The organism is Symbiopectobacterium sp. (assembly GCF_051710365.1).
GTDB lineage: Bacteria > Pseudomonadota > Gammaproteobacteria > Enterobacterales > Enterobacteriaceae > Symbiopectobacterium.
Genome location: NZ_JBPETA010000195.1, coordinates 1 through 5,567 on the forward strand (window position 1 = coordinate 1; position 5,567 = coordinate 5,567).

Here is a 5,567-nt window from a genome sequence, read left to right on the forward strand (position 1 = left end):
CACCCATAATTTTACAGGCTTTTGATACGTTCCCGAGTTCTTCTGCCAGATTGAGCAGGCCAGCTTTGTGTTTGATGATGGGATTGTTAGTATGAATCATGAGAGTTACCTCGTGTTTTGTATAAGAATTGGACACCCATATCAAAACCGGTAACTCTCAACCTTGCAAGGTCCAGTGTCAGATCAAGTCGCGACTAATACATATCATTGAAAGTCGGTGTCTTCGACATGGGCTTGATGTTACAGACAACCCCACCTAAAGCCGTCATTCCCACCCACTACCGTCATTCCCGCGCAGGCGGGAATCTCTTGCAGGTGAAACACGTTTCTTCTCTCAGAGATCCCCGGCTTTCGCCGAGGATGACGAGGGGAAAAGCGGCTTACACGTTGTGAATGCCGCTTACGCAGCGAAGCCGCCGATTTTAACCTGCAAAAAGGCGCGCCACGCATCGATATTGCCCAGAAATTCGACCGTCTGGACAATCTCTCTGTTACCGTCGGCGGTTTCCAGCACGAAGGTGGGGAAGCCGTGTCCGCCCACTTTCGCCAACAATGCACGGCTCTCCTTGAAATGGTGCTCCAGTCCATCGGCGTTAACGAAGGCATACTCATTAGCAAAGGCAACAGGGTCCAGCCCGATTTCACTGGCGCACTGTGTCAATACGTCGACATCAGCGATTTTTCTGCCCTGTTCGTAATGCGCACGTTGCACATGGTGCAGCATCTCATAGCCTTTGTTAGCCATACGTTCTGCCGCGATGACGGCTGCTGTCGGCGGCGCAGAGTCCAGTACGACGCTGGTATCACACAGAAGCTTATCGAAGTAAGGCTGGCCGGTCAGTTCTGCGATTCGCTGGTCATGAGGCAACACGTAGTCATGCCACTGCGGTGTGACCTGACGGCGGTTGCTACCCGTCATCATTATTCCGCCACCGTGCAGTATCACATTGACGCCTGGCATTGCATGCGCTGCCTGCGCCAGTGGCGCGGCACCGTAGCACCAGCCACACAGCGGGTCATAAATATAGTGTAGGGTTACTGCGGCCATTTCATTTCACCTTTAAGCACTTTGGCGCTCAGTTCCAGGCTGGACTCTTCGTGCAGGTCGGGGTACTGCTTTTTCATGGTATCGATCAGCGCAGCAGAATCTTTACTGGTAGCCAGCGCTTTTTCCAGCGTGTTCAGGTATTGCAGGCTGAACGTGACGCTGCTCAGGCTGTAATCCATCGGCGGCAGGAAGTGACCCGGCACCACTTGTTTCGGTTTTAACTGCTCTATCTGTTGTAACGTCTGACGCCAGTCGGCGCGAGATTGTGGCGTTTGGGTATCGGCAATCCACAGGTGGATATTAGCGGAAACCGGAATCCCTCCCACCACGGTGCTCATCGACGGGATCCACACGAAAGTGCGATCCGGCGTAGGCCTTGTCAGACCTTTCACTTCCAACTTCTGACCATCAACGGTGAAGCTGTCACCCTTCAATGGCGTTGGCACGATAATCTTTTGCGGCGCATTCTCTTTCATGATCGGGCCCCAGTAGGCCACTTTACCCGCCTGGCTGGCTTCGATCGCCGCGATGGTTGCCGGGGTGGCAATCACTTTTGCGTCCGGGAAGGCGGCCTTGATCACATCCAGACCGAAGTAATAGTCCGGATCGGAATGTCTGATATAAATGGTTTTCAGCGGCTTGCCAGTGGCTTTAATGCGACCCACCAACGTTTGTGCATCGTTACGTTGGAACTGGGCGTCAATCAGTGCCACTTCATGTTCACCAACAATCAGCGCGGATGATACCGGGAAAATACTGGCTTCACCGGGGTTAAAGACTTCAAGCTTCAACGGAGAGGCGGCGTGAGCCACGGTAGTCATACTCAGGATGGCGGCAGCAACCAGCGTTAAGGTAGATTTTTTCATAGCAGAAATTCCATTCATTATTCGTTAAAAGTTCGATTCGTTTAAAAGTACGCAAGGGGGGCTATATTAAGTTGCAATTATCGTAATAAAAATGACTAAATGGTGGCTTCTCTGTTGCATAAATCGAGCTAATCATGGATCGCATCACTGCTGCTGAAGTGTTTGTCGCTATCGTTGAACGAGGGAGCATGAGCGCTGCCGCCGAGCTATTGGATATGTCGCGCGCTATGGTGAGCCGCTACCTGAATGAAATGGAAACCTGGGCGCAGGCTCGTCTGCTGCATCGCACCACGCGTAAATTGAGTTTAACCGATGCGGGGGAGAAAACCTTGCAACGCTGTCGTGAGATGCTGGCACTGGCGGGAGATATGCGGGTGGAAAATGCCTCGGATGTGGCGTCTATCGGCGGGCTGCTGCGCGTCAGCTACTCGCAATCCCTTGGGCAAACGGCGCTGGGCGTGGCGGTCACGGCATTTTTGCAACGCCATCCGCGCGTGGCGGTGGATATGCAGATGAATAACCGTGCGATCAATCTGGTAGAAGATCGCATTGATCTGGCCCTGCGTATCACCAATGCACTCGATCCCAACCTGATTGCTCGTCCGCTCGGCCAGTGTGCCTCCGTGCTGTGCGCTGCGCCCGCTTACCTGGCAAAACAGGGAATGCCGCGTCAATTGAGCGATCTTTTGCTGCACAACTGCCTGACCTACACCTACTTTGGCAAAAGTCTGTGGAATTTTACCCATGAAAATGAGCCGGTTACCGTACCCGTGAGCGGCAATTTGAGCGGCAACGAATCGCTGGTGTTGTTATCCAGCGCGCTGGAAGGTGCAGGCATCACTCTGCAACCGCGCTACTCGGTTCAACGCTATCTTGCCAGCGGCGCGCTGGTGCCGCTGCTGACAGAGTACCGACCGCAGGATATGGGCATCTACGGAATCTACGCGTCTCGTCAACATATGCCGCCCGCGCTGCGTGCGTTGCTGGACTTCTTGGTGCACTGGTTTGCCCATGAGCCGCGCTGGCTGGCGCTGCAAGCGGAATAGTGGGCCACTCAGCATACCAGCACCGCCTCCAACTGCTCGGCAATGCCTGCCGTATAGCGTGTTAGATGGGTAATGACGGTATCCACCAGCGCGGAGGCTGGGCGGTGCAGTGGGCGAATCAGGCTGACGGTAAAAGGCACCGCGATGCTGAACGGGCGCACCACCACGCCGGAGGCGGCGTAATCCAAAGCGGTGAGCGGGTTGACGATAGAAATGCCGACACCGGCGCGCACCATGGCGCACACTGATGCCGCACTGTGGGTTTCCAGCACCATATCACGCGCTATCCCGGCGCTATCAAACAGTTTGTCCAGCAGTTGGCGATAGCTATCGCTGCTTGAAAGGCTGATAAATCGCTCATGGCGAAAATCTTCTGGCGTCAGTATCCGGCGCGCGGCTAAACGGTGCTGTGCGGGTAGCACGCACACTTCGTTCAACGTGAGCAGGGTGTGGCGCTCGGTGCCTGCGGGCGTCACGCTGTTCTCCGTCAACCCCAGATCGTGGCGCTGTGCTGACAGCCACTCTTCCAGCAGCGGCGATTCCTGAGGTATGACGTGCAGGCTGAGCGAGGGATAGCTGTCCAGCAACGGTTTGCATACGTTAGGAAGCAGGGACTGAGAAAACACCGGCAGGCAGGCGATAGAAAGCTGTGCCTGTTCAAAACGCCGAATGTCGCGCGCGGCATTGATGATGCGATCCAACCCGTAGTAGGAACGTTGCACCTCTTCGAACAGTTGTAACCCCTGCGCCGTCGGGTGAAGGCGTCCGCGTACCCGCTCGAACAACGGCATCTGCACCAGATGCTCGAAACGTGCCAGCTCACGGCTTACGGTGGGTTGCGAGGTATTGAGCAACGCGGCGGCCTCGGTGAGGTTACCGGTGGTCATGACGGCATGAAAAATTTCAATGTGGCGCAGTGAAATGGTCGGCATCGTGGCCTCGGTCGTGGTTGCCTCGCTAACCAATATCATAAATGAATAGCTTGGCCGGAATTTATTTATTTTTTCACCAAATGCGGAGGGAATCGCGCTTGGTGGCTGCCCAATCAATCGCGAAGCACATTTTCTGCGGTTGATGTCACATGACGGTAATGTTATCGCTGTGGTTCACGGCCTCTGGATGGATGAAGCCATGAGGCTGAACTATCATCGGGTTACTGCACTTCATGCAGGCGTATTTCACCAGAATCAAACACCGATATCGCGCAATGTGCACCATGACGGGGAATATCGTGCCTGGCCCGATGGGTATGCTCCCGTCCCACCTTGCGCTGACATGCGGTTGTCATACACCCGACATATAACTTTCATCCCGCTGTGCTGAATTGGCGTAGTTATTGCTGGCTAAGACCAGCGTCGCGAACCTATAAAATCAGGAGCATCATGATGAAGAAATTGTTGTCTTCCGTGTTAATCAGTAGCGCACTGTTCTCCTCAATCGCCTTTGTTTCCGCCCCGGTGTTGGCACAGGATCTGGCAGCACTGGAAAAAGCCGCGCGGGCTGAAGGCGCGGTAAACAGCGTAGGGATGCCGGACAGCTGAGCTAACTGGAAAGACACCTGGCAGGATCTCTCCACCAAATACGGTTTGAAGCACAGTGATACCGATATGTCTTCCGCGCAAGAAATCGCCAAATTTGCGGCTGAAAAAGAGAATGCCAGTGCCGATATCGGTGACGTAGGCGCCGCGTTTGGACCGATTGCGGCGCAAAAAGGCGTAACCCAGCCCTATAAACCAACCACCTGGGAACAGGTGCCTGACTGTGCTAAAGATAAAGATGGACACTGGGCGCTGGCTTATACCGGATCTATCGCCTTTATTATCGATAAACAGCAGGTGAAAGAGATTCCGCACAGTTGGGCCGACCTGCTTAAAGGCAATTACGTTGTGACCATTGGTGACGTTAACTCCGCCTCTCAGGCGGTAAGCGGCGTACTGGCAGCCAACTTTGCGCTGGGTGGTGACGAGAAAAACCTGAAGCCGGCGTTGGAGTTTTTCGGTAAGCTGGCGAAAGCCGGGCGTCTTGGTGTTACCGATCCGGTGATCTCAAATATCGAAAAAGGGGAAGTGCAGGTTGGTGTGGTGTGGGATTTCAACGGCCTGAACTATCGCGACAAAATCAACAAAGATCGCTTTGAAGTGCTGATCCCTTCCGATGGTTCGGTGATCTCCGGTTATACCACCATCATCAATAAATACGCCAAAAACCCCAACGCGGCCAAGCTGACGCGTGAGTACATCTTCTCTGATGCCGGACAGATCAATCTGGCGCGTGGTTATGCGCGCCCGATCCGCGCGCAGCACATCACGCTGCCAGATGATGTGAAAGCTAAACTGTTGCCGGAAGAACAGTACAAAAGCGTACGCCCGATTGCTGACGGCGAGGCCTGGGATAAAACGGTGAAAACGTTGCCGCGTCAGTGGCAAGAGCACGTGATTATCAACATGAAACAGTAAGGCCTGTTCCTGTGCGCACCCTGTTGATAGGACGTGAGATATTTAAAAGGGAAACGTGCGATAAATGTGGATCTACCTGGGACAAACTGGATCTATCTGGGACGGGTAACGGTAATTAAGTTACACATAGTGAAACAGGAATCATCACTTA

4 protein-coding genes and 1 pseudogene are annotated in these 5,567 nt (G+C 53.9%); 2 read left to right on the top strand and 3 right to left on the bottom strand.

The features are described from left to right. Positions 1 to 400 precede the first annotated feature (400 nt). Positions 401 to 1,048 carry a DsbA family protein gene (locus ACTBDZ_RS14575; RefSeq protein WP_438815854.1) on the bottom strand — a complete coding sequence of 216 codons (648 nt, stop codon included), beginning with the start codon at positions 1,046 to 1,048 and terminating at the stop codon, positions 401 to 403. Then, a complete protein-coding gene (locus ACTBDZ_RS14580) occupies positions 1,036 to 1,914 on the bottom strand; it encodes an MBL fold metallo-hydrolase (RefSeq protein ID WP_438815855.1) in 879 nt (292 codons plus the stop codon). Before ACTBDZ_RS14580 ends, ACTBDZ_RS14575 begins: the two co-directional genes overlap by 13 nt. A gap of 134 nt (positions 1,915 to 2,048) precedes the next feature. On the opposite strand from ACTBDZ_RS14580, the gene ACTBDZ_RS14585 reads away from it, so the two are divergent. Then, the gene (locus tag ACTBDZ_RS14585; RefSeq protein WP_438815856.1) at positions 2,049 to 2,960 is read left to right on the top strand and encodes a LysR family transcriptional regulator; all 912 of its coding nucleotides are present in this window, start codon (positions 2,049 to 2,051) and stop codon (positions 2,958 to 2,960) included. Positions 2,961 to 2,968: 8 nt separating this feature from the next. On the opposite strand, the gene ACTBDZ_RS14590 is transcribed toward ACTBDZ_RS14585, so the two are convergent. Then, the gene (locus ACTBDZ_RS14590; protein WP_438815857.1) at positions 2,969 to 3,892 is read right to left on the bottom strand and encodes a LysR family transcriptional regulator; all 924 of its coding nucleotides are present in this window, start codon (positions 3,890 to 3,892) and stop codon (positions 2,969 to 2,971) included. A 453-nt stretch (positions 3,893 to 4,345) separates the two neighbouring features. Between ACTBDZ_RS14590 and ACTBDZ_RS14595 the strand changes: the two are divergent. Further along, a pseudogene (locus tag ACTBDZ_RS14595) lies at positions 4,346 to 5,416 on the top strand (ABC transporter substrate-binding protein). Positions 5,417 to 5,567: the final 151 nt, after the last annotated feature.